The sequence below is a fragment of the Actinomadura madurae genome, from assembly GCF_900115095.1.
Classification (GTDB): domain Bacteria; phylum Actinomycetota; class Actinomycetes; order Streptosporangiales; family Streptosporangiaceae; genus Spirillospora; species Spirillospora madurae.
Genome location: NZ_FOVH01000021.1, coordinates 99,932 through 113,157, shown reverse-complemented (window position 1 = coordinate 113,157; position 13,226 = coordinate 99,932). Strand labels below are relative to the sequence as shown.

Here is a 13,226-nt window from a genome sequence, read left to right as displayed (position 1 = left end):
GGGTTGCGCCGTGCGGCGGTTCGTGGCATGAGCGGGACGTCGCACTCGGGCTTTAGGGTGGCATGCGTGACCGAGACGAAGGCCGTGAAGTCCGAGCAGACGCGCGCCGTGATCGTCGAGACGGCGCTGCGCCTGTTCCGGGAGCGCGGCTACGAGGCGACGACGATGCGGGCGATCGCCAAGGAGGCGGGCGTCTCGGTCGGCAACGCCTACTACTACTTCGGCTCCAAAGAGGAGCTGATCCAGGCCTACTACGACGAGCTGCAGGACGATCATGTCGCGGCCTGCCGGGCCGTCCTGGACGCCGAGACCGCGTTCGCGCCCCGGCTGCTCGGCGTGCTGAAGGCGCGGGTCGACACGATGGTGCCGTACCACGAGTTCGCCGGGAAGTTCTTCAAGTTCGCCGCCGAGCCGACCAGCCCGCTCAACCCGTTCAGCGCCGAGTCCGGCCCGGCCCGCGACTCCGCGGTGGCGATCTACCGCGAGGTCGTCGATGGCTCCGACCTGAAGATCGACAAGGAGTTCCGGGCCGAGCTGCCCGAGCTGCTGTGGATCTACTCGATGGGCATCGTCCTGTACTGGGTGCACGACAGCTCGCCCGGCTGCCGCAAGACCTACCTGCTCGTCGAGCGGACGGTCCCGCTGGTCAACCGCATGGTCTCGATGTCGCGCATGCCCGGGTTCAAGTCCGTGACCCGCGAGCTGGTGGGCATCATCCGCGAGGTCCGCGCCTGAACCGGGGCGGGCGGCGGCGCGACCGCCCGCCCCTGATGGCTCACGACATGCCGAGGTGCTTCCGGGCGAAGCCGATCTCGGCGGCCATCTGCGTGATGCGCTCCTCGACGACGAGGGAGCCGTGGCCCGCGTCGTACCGGTACACCTCGTGCGGGCGGCCCAGCTCGGCGAGCCGCGCCAGGTAGTTGTCGATCTGCCGGATGGGGCAGCGCGGGTCGTTCTCCCCGGCGAGGACCAGCACCGGCGCCTTGACCCGCTCGACGTAGGTGATGGGGGACGACTCGCGGTACCGTTCCGGGACCTCCTCCGGCGACCCGCCGAACAGCGACCGGTCGAACGCCTGGAGGCCCTCCATCTCGTCCTCGTACGCGGCGACGTAGTCGGCGACGGGGACGGCGGCGACGGCGACGGTCCAGTCGTCCGGCTGCGTGCCGATGCCGAGCAGGGTGAGGAACCCGCCCCATGACCCACCGGTCAGGACGAGCCGCCCCGGGTCGGCGAGCCCCGACCCGACCGCCCAGTCGCGGACGGCCTTGACGTCCTCCAGCTCGGTGAGGCCGACGCGTCCCTCGATGGCGTCGCGCCACTCGGACCCGTAGCCGGTCGAGCCCCGGTAGTTGACGCGCACGACCGCGAACCCGTGGTCGACCCAGGCGGCGGCCGTCGGGACGAACGAGTCGTCGTCCTGCGCGGTCGGCCCGCCGTGGATGTCGAAGACCGTCGGGTAAGGGCGGTCGCCCTCCGGCTTGCTGACCAGCGCGTGGACGCGGCCGCCGGGCCCGTCCACCCACACGTCCTCGACCGGGACGGACGGCGGCGCCGGCGGCCCGGGGGGCGTGCGGACGACCGCGCCGGACGTGGAGCGGATCACCGGCGGCTCGGCGGCCGACGACCAGACGAACTCGACGGTCCCGTCCGGCCGCACGGTCGCCCCACCGATCACGCCGCGCGGCGTGTCGATCCTGGTCAGCGTCCCGTCCGCCAGGTCGTAGCGGTACAGCTCGTCGCGCGCCTCGTGCGAGTGGGAGACCAGCAGCGCCGTCCCGTCCGGGTACCAGCCGGCGCCGATCTCGCCGGGCAGGTCGAGGACGATCTCCCGCTCGGTGCCGGCGACGGGGTCCCAGACGAGCATCTCGTCCCGGCCGCGCCGCTCGTGGTTGACCAGGAGCCGCGTGTCGCCCTCGACCGGGGCGAACCCGGCGCCGTAGACGCCCTTGCCGGGGCCGTCCCAGAGGTCGGCGACCGTCGAGCCGTCGGGACGCAGCACGCGCAGCGCCATGTGGCGGCTGTCGCCGTGCTCGCTGTGCCCGATCGCGATCAGGGACTCGTCCCGGGACAGGTCGGCGACGTGCGCGTCCTCCGCGTGGTGGTAGAGCACCTCCGGCGCCGAGCCGGGGCGGCAGAAGTGGACGGTGTTGCCCTGGTCGGTCGTCCGCCCGATGACGGCGAGCCCGCCGCGGCCGAGGGCCAGCCCGGACGGGTACGACGGTTCGAGCCCGGGAACCGCCGGAACGCTCTCCGTCTCGCCGAACGGGACGCGCCGCCACACGCCGAACTCGTCCCCGTCCGTGTCGGCGAACCACCACACCGACTCGCCGGACGGGTCGACGGTCCCGCTCCAGGTGCCGTTGGGCCGATCGGTCACCTGGCGTTGCTCGCCCGTGTCGCGGTCCCAGGTGTAGATCTCCCAGGTCCCGGTCGCGTTCGACCGGTAGATGCTGCGGCTCGGGGCGTCCCGCGCCCATCGGGGCAGGCTCATCCGCGCGGCCCGGAAACGCGCCTTCCAGCGCTCGTCGTCGACCATCCCCCCAGTATCGCCGAGCCGCCGGGCCCGGCTCGGCCGATCAGCGGGAGGGCTCGCGGCCACCGCCGGTCAGGGCGCGGGGACGCCGGCCACGAAGGTGCGTTCCTGGGGGGACGCCACGAGTTCCACCGTGGTGCCGGGGCGGAGCTCCTCGCCGAGGACGGCGGTGATCGCGTCGGTGAGCCCGGCGGCCAGCTTCGCGCTGAACTCGGCGGCCTCGGGGCGGTCGAAGGCGGCGGCGCGGACGCCCATGACCAGCGAGACGGTCGTGTCCACGGCCTTGCCGCCCTGGGCGAGGCGGCCGGCGGGGACGCCGGACAGGTGGACGCTCGCCAGCTCGCGGGCCCACTCGCCGTAGGCGCCGACGATCGCCTCGGTCAGCGCGGCGATGAGCTCGGGCTCGCGGCCCGCCAGCCTGTCTTCTGGAAGGTGGACGGTCAGATGCGGCACAGTGGTCCCCGTTCTCTTTGACCTCAAAGGCTTTGACCTCAAAGGTACTTGTGGAGGGTGCCGATGTCCACCGGATCGGGCGGTCCGGCCGTCGACGAGGCCGTCCGGACGCTGCTGCTGCTCATGCCGCGGATCGTCGGCCGCGCCAAGCGCCTGCCCATCCCGCCGGCGCTCCAGGGCCTCGACCTGGCGCCGCGCCATCTCGCGCTGCTGGCGCACCTGGAGTACGACGGCCCGGCGAGCGTCAGCGACCTCGCCGCCCGGCTGGAGGTCGCCCCGACCACCATCAGCCTCATGGTGAGCGACCTGTCGAAGCTCGGCGTCCTGGAGCGCGCCGCCGACCCCGCCGACCGCCGGCGCCGGATCGTCGCCATCGCCCCCGCCTTCGCCGGGCCGATCGCCGAATGGCTCTCCGGCAGCGCGTCCGCCTGGGAGCGCGTCATGCGCGGCCTGGCCCCGGCCGAACGCGCCACGGTCATCGGCGCGCTGCGTGCCTACGAGGCCGCCCTGGAACAGGGCCCCACCCACCGTCGGTAACGTTCTCCCGCGTCAGGCGCAGGTCAGGCGAAGGCACCGCCGGTGAAGGGCCTGGAGGCGGGCATGCCGTTCGAGGTCTCCGCGGGGCCGGACCGCGCACCCCGCTCGAAGAAGCCGGGACTCAGGGGGTGGCGAGGCGGGCGAGGAGCTGGTCGATCGCGGCGCGGACCTGGCGGTCCATGGCGCGCGCGAAGCCGGCCTCGACCGTGACCTGGGCGCCGGGCCGCAGCCGCGCGAGGGTCTCGGTGAGCTCGCCGAGATGCCGGTCGTCGATCTCGCGGTCGTCGAGGCGCCCGACGACGTGCGTGGCGATCAGCCGGACGAACATCGCGGCGAGGTCGTCCATGCTGCGCTGCAGCTCCAGCCCGGCCGACAGGACGGCGTCCAGCGGCACCCCGGCCCGGACGAGCGTCACCGTCGCGTCGAGCTGGCGGCGGCTCCAGTGGGTGACGCGGTCGCCGTCCACCTCGATGTGGCCGAGCGCGACGGCCCGCTCGACGGCGTCCGCGCCGACCTCGCCGGGGAACAGCGCCGCCAGCTCGTCCAGCGTCATCGTGACCGGGACCTCGGTGGACCACGGGGTCGTGACGGCCTTCTCGACGCCGAGGACGGTGCCGATGTCGCGGCCCTGCTCCCACGCCGAGAGCAGTTCCCGGATGCCCTCCAGGGTGTGCCCGCGCTCCAGCAGGTTCCCGATCATGCGGAGCCGGGCGAGATGGTCCTCGGAGTAGAGCCCGATGCGCCCCTCGCGGCGGGGCGGCGGCAGCAGCTTGCGCTCCTGGTAGTAGCGGAGCGTCCGTACCGGGACGCCGGCGGCCTTCGCGAGTTCGCCGATCCGGTACTCGCGGCCGTCGGCGCGGGGATGGCCGCCCTGTTCGTCCGTCGGCTCTTGGCTCACGGTCGCCAAGCATAGTTCGCGGCCGGAGGCGGCCACGTCCCGTCCGGCGGGGCCGCAGGACGCGGGCGCGATGCCGTGGGCCGGGGGTGTGGTGAGGACGACGCGCGCCACCGGGCGGTGCCGGTGGCGCGGTCGCTAGGTGACGCGGCGGATGGTCATGGTCCGGCGTTGTCGGCGCCGGGGCGCTTCCTTGTCGGCCTGGGACGCGTCGGCGGCGATCAGGTCGCGGAGCGTGCGCGGGACGATGTCCTCGCGGCGGTCGGTGAACGGTGAACGCATGGTTCCTCCGGTGAGGTCAGGCCGCCGTGGCCAGCTCGGGGTAGGCCGCGGAGACGGTGGTGAGGGCCCAGCGCATCCGGGCCACGTAGGTCTCGGGGTGGTCGCCGGCCTCCTGGGCGACGACGGCCACGCAGGCGGTGCGGTCCTCGCCGCAGGCGCCGAACCGGTCGTGGATGGCGATCCGGACCTGCTCGGCGGAGGGGTGGTCGGACTCCTGCAGCCGGGAGGTGAAGAGGATCTCGGCGAGGTCGGCTGCGGTCATCGAGGTGAAGTTCGGCGTGTTCGACATCGGAGTGCCTTCTTCCTGCGGGAGGGATTCCTCGTCGTCCCTTCTGCTGAATACGACTCTGCCCGCCGGGCGAACTCATCGCCATAGGGGAAAACCCCTAACCGGGGTGGAGTAATCCCCCCGGCGCCTCGGGGGCCGGGCCGCCTTCGCTCCGTCCATGGTAGCAGAACGGAATACTTTGTTCCATAGCTGAGAGGACCTTCTGCGTTGCTCTGAACTGTGGGTTCCTTGATTTTTTCGCTCAGGGTGCCAAGGGTGGGCGCCCCTGAGTCGACCCCTGGTCGAGCGCGGCGGTCGCCACATGACGAGCCTAGGTGCGGTGTGCAAATCCGGGCCGTCCGCACTAGGGACGTTTCGGGAGTAAGCGACGAATCCCCCTACGCGCCGGTAACATGCCCCTACCGCATCCACGCGGATCGCGAAGGGGACGCGCCATGCAGCCCGACCTGGACACGTTTCTCGCCGACCGCCTCCACGAGATCACCGCCGAGGTCGCCGGCGAGATCACCGCGCGCGTCCCCGCGTACGGGCACCTGCGGCCGGGCGGGATCCGGACGCTCGTCCGGGACGCCCTCGCCGTCTACAGCGGCGCCCGGGAGCCCTGCACGGTGGTCGAGGTGTTCCGCGACCTCGGCGCGAGCGAGGCCAGCGCGGGGCAGGACGTCCGCCACTTCGAGTCCGCCCTGCGCACGGGCGCGCGCGTCCTCGTCCGCCGGACGGCGGGCGCCGCCGCCCGCCTCTACCCGCCTACGGCGGAGTTCATCGCGGTCATGGAGACCGCCTTCACCGCCGAGGACGAGCTGGTCGGCGCCGCCGTCGAGGGCCACCACCGGGCGCGGCGGCCGCTCGTCGCGCGCCGCCTCTACAGCCTCCTCAGCGAGAACTGACGCCCTCGGGCACCGGGCGCGGCCGGTCGAGGCGGCGGAACACCGGCTCGGGACGGGGCAGCCGCCGCCCCGCGCACTGCCGCCGGACGCGTTCCGCCGCGTCGGGCAGGAACGGCTCCAGCAGGTCGCCGACCGTCCGGCAGGCGCTCACCAGCCCGGCCAGGACGGCGTCCAGCCGCGGGTCGCCGGCCTTCGCCAGCTCCCAGGGCCGCACCCGGTTGATGTGGCGGTTGGCCTCGTCGACGATCCGCCACACCGCGGCGGTGGCCCGGCGGAAGTCGGCGTCGTCCAGCGCCGCGCCGATCTCGCCGGGCGCCTCCCGGCAGACGGCCCCCAGCTCGTCCGCCTCGGCGGCGGGGACCTCCCCGCCCCGGTACCGGTGGACCATCGAGACGACCCGGTGCACGAGGTTGCCGAGGCCGTTGGCGAGCTCGTCGTCCGCCCGCGCGATCAGCCGCTCGGCGGTGAAGTCGGCGTCGCCCGCCCTCGGCACCTCGCGCAGCAGCCACCAGCGCACGGCGTCCACGCCGAACTCGCGGACGAGGCCGACCGGGTCGACCGTGACGTCCCCCGACTTGCTGATCTTCCGTCCCCCGGCCGTGAGGTACCCGTGCACCAGGACCTCGTCCGGCACGGGGAGTCCGGCGGACAGCAGCATCGCCGGCCAGTACACGGCGTGGAACCGCAGGACGCCCTTGCCGACCAGGTGGACGCGGCGCGCGTCTCCCGTCCACCAGCGCCGGAAGTCCGCGCCGCCGCGCCCGTAGTCGAGTGCCGTGATGTAGTTGCCGAGCGCGTCCCACCACACGTAGATGACCTGCGACGGATCGTCGGGCACCGGAATGCCCCAGCCGCGGGCGCGCTCGGTGGAGCGCGAGACGGAGAAGTCCTCCAGCCCGCCCGCGATGAGCGCGAGCACCTCGTTGCGCCGCTCGGCGGGCTCGATGCGGAGCCTGCCGCTGCTGATCAGGTCGTGCAGCCGGCCGGTGTAGCGCGACAGCCGGAAGAACCAGTTCTCCTCCGAGACCCGCTGCGGGACCGTCCCGTGTTCGGGGCAGCGCCCGTCCACCAGCTCGGCTTCGCCGTAGAACTGCTCACAGCCGACGCAGTACAGGCCTTCGTAGTGCCGCCGGTAGAGGTCTCCGGACTCGGCGCACGCCCGCCACAGCCGCTCGACCCCGGCCCGGTGCCGGGGGTCCCGGCTGGTGCGGATCACGTCGTCGACCGACAGTGAGAGCGGGCCGGCCAGCCCGACGAACTCCTCGGCCAGCGCGTCCACGAACTCCTGGACGCCGGTGCCGGCGGCCTCGGCGGCGAGGACGTTCTTCAGCGAGTTGTCGTCCGTCCCGGCCTGGAACCGCACGTCGCCGCAGCGGCGGAGATGCCGCGCGAGGACGTCCGCCTGCACGAGTTCCAGCGCGAATCCGAGATGGGGACGGGCGTTGACGTACGGAATGGTCGTGGTGATGTAGACACCCATGGGGCTCCTCCATGTGAGACCGGAGCCCCGAAACGAGAAGAGGCCCCGCGAACAGGGCCTCGAACAACGTCCAGCGTCAGCGGCCCCGCGAGCGGGGCATCATGGCCTGACTTGTGAACGGCGTCATGGTCCGAGTCTAGCCGCCCCGCGCCGACCGGTTCCGGCCGAACCTTGCCAGTGTTCGTTGGCGAGATGAGAATCGGCGCATGAGGAAACTGAGCACGGCCCTCGGCGGCGCCGTCCTGTCCGGTGCGCTGGTCTTCGGCGCGGCTCCCGCGCAGGCGGCGCCGGAGCCGGACGCCCGCCAGATCCCGCAGGACGTCATCGAGCGGCTGCCCGCACCGCTCCGGGCGGCCGCCGAGTCGCCCGGCAGCATCGGCTGGGACGACAAGGGCCCCTACATCGTCTGGGGCAACATGGCCTGCCGCATCCACCTCTTCGTCCCCGAGGAATGGGGATGGGCCTGGGGCACGGGGCCCTGCTGGTTCTAACCGGTGCTGGAGAGGGCGGCGGTGAGATCGTCCAGGTGCCGGGCGACCGGGCCGGCGGTGAGGACGCCGCTGCCCGCCCCCGCCAGCTCACCGGCGGCCGGCGCCAGCTCGGCACGCGCGCGCCGCATCACCGCGCGGTCGCCGACGGCGATCGCGGCCTGCGCGGTCAGGCACCACAGGGCCTCGAAGAGCAGGTCGCGCGGCGGTTCGGGGACGTCCCGCACGGCCCCGGCCGCCTCGTCCGGCCGGTCCCGCGCCAGCAGGACCAGGGGACGGGCCCACGGCTCGTACGGCCCCCAGTCGGCCGGGCCGGTCTGGGCGGGCCGCCGGTGCTGGACGCGCAGGCAGAGCAGCGCGAGCGACGGCAGGCCGTCCTCCAGGCCGGGCATCCCGCAGCCCCGCATGCGCTCGGCCGCGTTCCGGTAGGCGGCCTCCGCCTCGGCCATCGGGGCGCCGGACGCGGCGAGCCGCAGCGCCCGGTACCACGTGGTGAACACGCCGACCAGCGGGCGCTCGTGCCGCTCGGCCAGCCGGTCGGCCGCGTCCGCGTGCGCGTCCGCCCCGGCGAAGTCGCCGAGCGCGCAGCGGGCCTGGAGCCGGACGAGCCGTCCGAGGACCTCGTAGTTCACCAGGTCGCCGCGTGCCGACAGGTCCACCAGCTCGGCGCCGATCCCGTCCCGCCGCGCGGCCCGTCCCGCCCGGTCGAACGCCTGCATGAACGCGCCGTTGAGCGCGAACGCCAGCAGGGCCGGATCGTCCAGGCCGCGGGCGAGGCGTTCGGCCTCCCGGGCCGCCTCCCGGCCGCGATCGGACCGGGCGCCGCGCGACTCCAGCGCGATCATGGCCAGCAGCCGCGCCCGCGCGGCCTCGTGCCCGTGCGGCAACCCTGCGAGGCACCGCTCGGCCGCCGCGACGACCTCGGCCGCCTGGCGCGGGTCGTCCGACCGGGTCCAGATCGCCGGGACGTCGTAGGCGCCGATCACCCGGGCGGTCAGCTCGGCGTCGCCCAGCTCCTCGGCCGCCGTGATCGCCGCCATGCGGTGCTCGCGGGCCGCCACCAAGCCCCCGGCGCCGGTCACCGCCAGGTTCCGGAGGATGCCGACCGTCGATTCCAGCCGGGCCCGCGCGCCGGACGAGACGCTCCGGTCGTACGCCTCCGCCGCCTGCGCCCACACGCGCGAGACGGCGTCGTGCCCCGGTTCCAGATGGTCGGCCTGGCGGAGGATGTCTTCCTCTAGGCGACGCAACATCGGGCTGGGGTCGAGGCCTAGTTGCTCCACCAGGAGGTTCCGTGCTCGGCGGAGGACCGCCAGCGCATCACCCTGGCGGCCGGTGCGGTACAGGGCGAGCGCCAGGAGACGCCACGCTTCCTCGCGCCAGGGATGCTCGGCGACATGGGCATCGAGGTCCGGGATCGCCGCGGCCTCCTGCCCCAGGGCCATGAGCGCGTCGGCCCTCCGCTCGACGGCGTGCAGCCGCAGCTCGGCGAGCCGGGAGCGTTCGGCATGCGCCCACGGCTCACCGGCGAACTCGGCGTAGGCGGGGCCGCGCCACCAGCCCAGCGCCTCGTCCAGCTCCTCGACCTGCTCGGCGGGCGGGCGCGTCGCGGTGGCGGCCTGCTCGAAACGCCAGGCGTCCACCCCGTCCGGGGCGGGGCGCAGCGCGTACCCCGGTCCTTCGGTCACGAGGAGCCCGGACGGCGTTCTCGGTGGACGGTCGGGCTCCAGCACGCGCCGCAGCGCCGCCACGAAGGTGCGCACGGCCCCGACCGCGTCCGACGGGGGATCCGCCCACAGATCGTCCACGATCCGGGAAACCGGCACGACGCGTCCCCGCGCGACGATCAGCCGGGCCAGGACGGCGCGGTGCCGCGGCCCCTTCAGGGCGATCGCGCTCCCGGACCCGTCCCAGGCGGTCACCGGCCCCAGCACCCCGAACAGGACCTCCACGCCGACCACGGTATAGCGCTCATCGGATGCTCATCCGTCCCCGGCACGCTGGGGCCATGCCAACGATCCCTGGATTCGACCACACGCGCGTCCCCGTCGCCGAGGGCGTCTCCCTGAACGCGGCCGTCGGCGGCTCGGGCTCCCCGATCGTCCTGCTGCACGGCTTCCCGCAGACCCACCTGATGTGGCGGCACGTCGCCGCGGACCTGGCCGCCGACCACACCGTCATCGCGCCCGACCTGCGCGGATACGGCGACAGCGACAAGCCGTCCGACGGATATTCCAAGCGCACCATGGCCGCCGACGTCGTCGCACTCGCCCGCGCGCTCGGCCATGACCGGTTCGCCCTCGCCGGACACGACCGCGGCGCCCTCGTCGCCTTCCGCGCGGGCCTCGACCACCCCGCCACGATCACGCATCTGGCCTGCCTGGACGTCCTGCCGACGCTGGACATGTGGGACGTCCTGCACGGCACCACCGCCGCCGCAGGCTTCCACCTCTACCTGATGGCGCAGCCGCCCGGCCTGCCCGAACGGCTGATCGCCGGGGCGCCGGACGCGTTCTTCGGGCACTTCCTCGACCTGTGGGCGAACGACCCGTCCGCGATCCCGCCCGACGTCCGCGCCGCCTACCTGGACGCCTGCCGCGCCGCGATCCCGTCGATCGTCGCCGACTACCGGGCGTCCGCGGGCGTCGACGTCGAGCACGACACCGCCGACCGCGACGCGGGCAACCGGCTGCGGATGCCCGTCACCGTCCTGCAGCAGGACTGGGGCGCCGTCCTCGGCTACGACGCCGCCGCGCTGTGGAGCGCCTGGGCGGCCGACCTCCGGCACGCCACCGTGACCTGCGGCCACTTCATGGCGGAGGAGGCGCCGGCCGACATCGCGAAGGCGCTCCGGGACCTGCTGTCCCGCTAGGGGCGGCGCCGGACCGCCGCGCCGGGGCGGTCTACCACCAGGGCGGACCGCCCTGCGTCGCCGCCCACACCCACAGGTAGAGGAGGAAACCGGTCACCGCCAGCCCGAGCAGCATCTCCCAGTTGAGCGCCGCGTGCCGTCCTGCCCTGCGGGCCATGCCGTCCCCCCGATCGTCCGGCGTCATCCCGGGACGTAGCCGGACGTTCTCCCCCTTAATCTCCATGGACGGCAAACAGCGTCAACGCAGGAACGTCTGGAAGCCCTTCGCCAGCGCATCGGCCATGCGCTGCCTGAACGGGCCGCTGGACATCTTCGCCGCGTCGCCCGGGTTCATCATGTTGCCGCACTCGATGAACGCGGCCGGCACCGTGGACATGTTCAGCCCGCCGAGGTCATCGCGCCGGTCCAGGCCGTCCTTGCCGAGGTAGGTGGAGAAGGGGATGCCCGTCCCTGACCGGAAGGCGTCCCGGATCGCCACGCCCAGCCTGCCGGACGGGGCGACGATCGGCGCGTTCCTCCCCACGGGCAGCGGCGTGATGACGTGGAAGCCGTGCCCGGACGGCGCCGAGCCGTCCGCGTGGATCGACAGGGTCGCGTCGGCGTCCAGCCTGTTGGCGATCGCCGCCCGCTCGGTGATGCAGGGCCCGACGCCCGTGTCGTTCTTGCGCGTCAGCGTCACCTTGGCGCCCCCGTCCCGCAGCACCTTCGCCAGCCGGTTCGCCAGATCCCAGGTGAAGGCGTGCTCGGGGTACCCGCCGGTGGTCCTCGTCCCGGTCGTGTTGCAGGGCTTGTAGCCGTTCCCGACGAAGACCTTCCTGTTGATCTCCTCGGGGTGTTCGGCGTTGCCCCCGTTGTGCCCGGGATCGAGCACGATCACCTTGCCGCTCAGCGCCGACCCGGTGGTGGGAGTGCCGCCTCCGGTGGCGGTCGGCGGCGGTGCGCTGCCGGCCGGCGGGCCGTCGTCGGACGAGCCGGTGCAGGCGGCCAGCAGGCTCAGGGCCAGCCCCGCGATCACGGAAGCGCACGCGAATCTCCGCACAGGCCCGTCCCCCCAGAAAGAGCCTTGTCGCCGACCCTCACAGTCTGCACCCGCCAGGACCAGGCCAAACGCGACGTGGTCTGACAAGTCGTCGGGACGTGAGCCCGGAGGCGGGCGGGCATGCCCCGCCCGCCTCCGTCACCGGTCAGCTCTTGGTGAACTGGGCGATGGCTCCGAGCACCAGGGAGTCGGCGAGGAAGCCGATGTGGGTCTGGCAGGCCACGTAGTGGTTGTTCGCGCCGTCCAGGCGGGTGCTGGTGTAGGGGATGATGATGCCGTCGCAGGGCGAGTACCAGGTCGCGTACCGCGTGCTCCCGGGCGTCTCGTCACCGGCGGTGATCTGCTGGATGAACGACGAGCCGGGCAGCATCTGGCGGCACGTCGCGTAGATGGTGCAGGCGGCGGCGAAGGTCGTCCCGTGGTTGGCGCCCGCGATGGACGCCAGGTGCGCGACGTTGGAGCTGCCGTTCAGCACCTTCAGGTAGTACTGGCTGACCAGGCCGCCCATGGAGTGGTTGACGATGTCGACCTGGGACGCGCCCGTCCGCGACTTGACCTGGTTCACGTACGACGCGAGCCCTGCCGCGTTCTGCGTGTTGTCGCCGTAGGAGTTGTACTCGTACGCGAACAGTTGGTCACCGCTGTACCCGGCCGAACGGAACACCGCCATGGCGGTGGCCCAGTTGGACGCGCTGCCCGTGTACCCGTGCACGAACACCACGGGCCGCGGCCCCGCCGCGTGAGCCGGCGCCAGGCCGGACCCGAACGCCGCCAGCGCCGCGCACAGCGCGATGAGCGATCCGAGGAGCCTTCTCATGAACCCTCCAGGGGTGGGACGAACCAACCCCCGGAGTGTCAACCGGCACCAAACCCCCCGACATCGGCAAAATCACCAGCCTCCGCGGGAGGAAGGCTCACGCGGATTCGTCGAGAAGGTGCTCGTTCCATACGGCCGCCGCCCGCTCATGGGAGTCGACTCCGGCGAAGAAGGCGTCGGCCAGCGCGGCGTAGTCCGGCTCTTCGACGCCCGTGACGTCGATGAACTTGGGCCGGTAGACCGCGAACCCCTGCGGCGATGTCCGCGGCCGGTACGGAACGGCCATCTTGATCGCATGCCGCTCGGGGCCGTACTCGACGGCGTCGACGATCAGCGCGTCGACCCTTCCCCTGTCGAGGTGGAGGTAGGCGTCGACGACGAGTGCCGCGCGGACCCTGCCGTCCCGTCCCTCTTCCAGAGCGGCCTGGCCGGCTCGTGCGGCGTCGCCGACGTCGTCGAAGACGAGCCGGTCCATTCCCTGGCCGCCGTCCGCGTCCACGTACCCGAGCATGGGGATCAGCGTCTCCCCGTCGGCGACGCTCCAGACGCCGTGAGCGGCGTAGAACCCGGCCATCCGTGCGATCTCGCGCATGGCGCGCCAGCGTACCGGTCGTCCGGCCCCTCGGTCCGCGGTGTCGAGGACGTCAGGCC

At 73.2% G+C, this 13,226-nt stretch carries 16 protein-coding genes; 5 read left to right on the top strand and 11 right to left on the bottom strand.

Annotated features, from left to right (window positions below):
* The first annotated feature begins 66 nt into the window (after positions 1 to 66).
* Positions 67 to 735, top strand: a complete 669-nt coding sequence (locus tag BM339_RS40300) for a TetR/AcrR family transcriptional regulator (protein WP_143118789.1) — start codon at positions 67 to 69, stop codon at positions 733 to 735.
* Positions 736 to 775: 40 nt separating this feature from the next.
* Here the strand turns inward: BM339_RS40300 and BM339_RS40295 are convergent, their stop codons facing one another.
* Together BM339_RS40295 and BM339_RS40290 are read right to left on the bottom strand one after the other, a co-directional pair.
* The gene (locus tag BM339_RS40295) at positions 776 to 2,539 is read right to left on the bottom strand and encodes a S9 family peptidase (protein ID WP_021597087.1); all 1,764 of its coding nucleotides are present in this window, start codon (positions 2,537 to 2,539) and stop codon (positions 776 to 778) included.
* A 69-nt stretch (positions 2,540 to 2,608) separates the two neighbouring features.
* The gene (locus tag BM339_RS40290; RefSeq protein WP_075024275.1) at positions 2,609 to 2,989 is read right to left on the bottom strand and encodes a tautomerase family protein; all 381 of its coding nucleotides are present in this window, start codon (positions 2,987 to 2,989) and stop codon (positions 2,609 to 2,611) included.
* Between the two features lie 63 nt (positions 2,990 to 3,052).
* On the opposite strand from BM339_RS40290, the gene BM339_RS40285 reads away from it, so the two are divergent.
* The gene (locus BM339_RS40285) at positions 3,053 to 3,526 is read left to right on the top strand and encodes a MarR family winged helix-turn-helix transcriptional regulator (RefSeq protein WP_075024274.1); all 474 of its coding nucleotides are present in this window, start codon (positions 3,053 to 3,055) and stop codon (positions 3,524 to 3,526) included.
* A 121-nt stretch (positions 3,527 to 3,647) separates the two neighbouring features.
* On the opposite strand, the gene BM339_RS40280 is transcribed toward BM339_RS40285, so the two are convergent.
* The 3 genes from BM339_RS40280 to BM339_RS40275 form a co-directional block, all read right to left on the bottom strand.
* Entirely contained in the window at positions 3,648 to 4,424 is a 777-nt protein-coding gene (locus BM339_RS40280) for a MerR family transcriptional regulator (RefSeq protein WP_052357298.1), read from the bottom strand.
* 135 nt (positions 4,425 to 4,559) lie between these two features.
* On the bottom strand, positions 4,560 to 4,703 hold the full coding sequence (locus tag BM339_RS50380) for a hypothetical protein (RefSeq protein WP_021597083.1): 144 nt from the start codon (positions 4,701 to 4,703) through the stop codon (positions 4,560 to 4,562).
* Between the two features lie 16 nt (positions 4,704 to 4,719).
* Entirely contained in the window at positions 4,720 to 4,992 is a 273-nt protein-coding gene (locus tag BM339_RS40275) for a hypothetical protein (RefSeq protein ID WP_021597082.1), read from the bottom strand.
* Between the two features lie 434 nt (positions 4,993 to 5,426).
* Between BM339_RS40275 and BM339_RS40270 the strand changes: the two genes are divergently transcribed.
* On the top strand, positions 5,427 to 5,879 hold the full coding sequence (locus BM339_RS40270; RefSeq protein WP_075024273.1) for a PucR-like N-terminal domain-containing protein: 453 nt from the start codon (positions 5,427 to 5,429) through the stop codon (positions 5,877 to 5,879).
* On the opposite strand, the gene BM339_RS40265 is transcribed toward BM339_RS40270, so the two are convergent.
* On the bottom strand, positions 5,866 to 7,359 hold the full coding sequence (locus tag BM339_RS40265) for a methionine--tRNA ligase (protein ID WP_075024272.1): 1,494 nt from the start codon (positions 7,357 to 7,359) through the stop codon (positions 5,866 to 5,868). The genes BM339_RS40270 and BM339_RS40265 overlap by 14 nt on opposite strands.
* Before the next feature lie 206 nt (positions 7,360 to 7,565).
* Here BM339_RS40265 and BM339_RS40260 point away from each other — a divergent pair, with 206 nt between their 5' ends.
* Positions 7,566 to 7,850, top strand: a complete 285-nt coding sequence (locus BM339_RS40260; protein ID WP_021597079.1) for a hypothetical protein — start codon at positions 7,566 to 7,568, stop codon at positions 7,848 to 7,850.
* Here BM339_RS40260 and BM339_RS40255 read toward each other — a convergent pair.
* Positions 7,847 to 9,799 (bottom strand): AfsR/SARP family transcriptional regulator, encoded by a 1,953-nt coding sequence (locus tag BM339_RS40255; protein ID WP_075024307.1) that lies wholly within the window; start codon positions 9,797 to 9,799, stop codon positions 7,847 to 7,849. The genes BM339_RS40260 and BM339_RS40255 overlap by 4 nt on opposite strands.
* Positions 9,800 to 9,855: 56 nt before the next feature.
* Between BM339_RS40255 and BM339_RS40250 the strand changes: the two genes are divergently transcribed.
* Positions 9,856 to 10,719 (top strand): alpha/beta fold hydrolase, encoded by an 864-nt coding sequence (locus tag BM339_RS40250; protein ID WP_075024271.1) that lies wholly within the window; start codon positions 9,856 to 9,858, stop codon positions 10,717 to 10,719.
* A 31-nt stretch (positions 10,720 to 10,750) separates the two neighbouring features.
* On the opposite strand, the gene BM339_RS49225 is transcribed toward BM339_RS40250, so the two are convergent.
* The 4 genes from BM339_RS49225 to BM339_RS40235 form a co-directional block, all read right to left on the bottom strand.
* Positions 10,751 to 10,942, bottom strand: a complete 192-nt coding sequence (locus tag BM339_RS49225; protein ID WP_143118788.1) for a hypothetical protein — start codon at positions 10,940 to 10,942, stop codon at positions 10,751 to 10,753.
* Positions 10,943 to 10,957: 15 nt separating this feature from the next.
* Entirely contained in the window at positions 10,958 to 11,734 is a 777-nt protein-coding gene (locus BM339_RS40245) for an N-acetylmuramoyl-L-alanine amidase (protein WP_111832699.1), read from the bottom strand.
* Between the two features lie 169 nt (positions 11,735 to 11,903).
* On the bottom strand, positions 11,904 to 12,575 hold the full coding sequence (locus BM339_RS40240) for an esterase/lipase family protein (RefSeq protein WP_083598440.1): 672 nt from the start codon (positions 12,573 to 12,575) through the stop codon (positions 11,904 to 11,906).
* Positions 12,576 to 12,672: 97 nt separating this feature from the next.
* Positions 12,673 to 13,167 (bottom strand): hypothetical protein, encoded by a 495-nt coding sequence (locus tag BM339_RS40235; RefSeq protein ID WP_021591453.1) that lies wholly within the window; start codon positions 13,165 to 13,167, stop codon positions 12,673 to 12,675.
* Positions 13,168 to 13,226 lie beyond the last annotated feature (59 nt).